The sequence below is a fragment of the Chloroflexaceae bacterium genome, from assembly GCA_025057155.1.
Taxonomy (GTDB): domain Bacteria; phylum Chloroflexota; class Chloroflexia; order Chloroflexales; family Chloroflexaceae; genus JACAEO01.
Genome location: JANWYD010000126.1, coordinates 1 through 377 on the forward strand (window position 1 = coordinate 1; position 377 = coordinate 377).

The 377-nt window shown below is 58.9% G+C and carries 1 other RNA gene; it reads left to right on the forward strand.

Going from position 1 to position 377, the window contains the following annotated elements:
- Window positions 1–260: a transfer-messenger RNA gene (gene ssrA / locus NZU74_20610) on the forward strand; the annotation flags it as partial.
- Window positions 261–377 lie beyond the last annotated feature (117 nt).

Sequence of the window (377 nt, forward strand, 5' to 3'; positions counted from 1 at the left end):
TTCAAGCCGGCGATGGCTCTGGCTGCCTAAGAAAACAGCAGCCCGCTCCCTTGCTCCCACCCCGATGGAGTAAGTTCGAGCGTCAGACAGTCGGGGCGCTCCCGGCGAACGCCTGCTACGCCGGGCTAAGATAAGCAGGATGGCTCAAAAGTCGCTCTGTCCGCCGTGCGACTGCGAGCGACAGCAAACGACGGACTAAGCTTGTAGACGCCTGAGTCTAACTTTTCTGGACGGGGGTTCGACTCCCCCCATCTCCACCATCGCTGATGCCCATCCTGCCCGCTGCCAGGCACATGCAGGATGGGCTTTGTGTTTCCTGAGCTAATGGACTTTGAATAACTATTTCGCTATCCTCCCACCCGTCCGGCGCCTAATGA